This window comes from Mesorhizobium sp. M1E.F.Ca.ET.063.01.1.1 (genome assembly GCF_003998155.1).
In the GTDB taxonomy this organism is placed as follows: Bacteria; Pseudomonadota; Alphaproteobacteria; order Rhizobiales; family Rhizobiaceae; genus Mesorhizobium.
In genome coordinates, this window is sequence record NZ_RZSC01001586.1 from 1 (window position 1) to 468 (window position 468).

The 468-nt window shown below is 69.9% G+C and carries 1 pseudogene; it reads right to left on the reverse strand.

Going from position 1 to position 468, the window contains the following annotated elements:
• Positions 1 to 468, reverse strand: a pseudogene (locus tag EOA29_RS39920) (DNA polymerase III subunit gamma/tau); the annotation flags it as partial.

Here is a 468-nt window from a genome sequence, read left to right on the forward strand (position 1 = left end):
CTCCTAGCATCGGAGAAAGCATTCTCGCGCTTCGTCGTCTCCATCTCGGCCAGCGTCTGGCCGCCTTCCTCCTTCGACAGCGAGACCAGCCAGTTGCGGCCCGTCCAGGCGCGCAGCTTGGCCGTCAGGTCATTGAGCAGCATCTTCGGCGCATCGTCGGTCAGGCTGACGTCGATGCGGCCGGGCTCGAGGCGAACCAGCCGAACGCAGCGTTTCAAGAGCACCTTGAAGGCCATGTCGCGGTTGGCGTCGGCAAGGGCCGCGATGTCGGCCAGCGACTTCACCGGAACGGCAGGGGTTTCGGCCACCGGCGCCGGCGCCGGAACGAAGGCGGCGGGCACCGGCTCAGCCTCGACCAGCCGCATCGTCTGCGCACCACCGGCGGAGGGCGGCATCCGCGCCTGCGCCACAGCACTCGCGCCGCGCGGCAACGGAGCACCGGCAAGTTCCGGCAATGGCGGCGGCGCG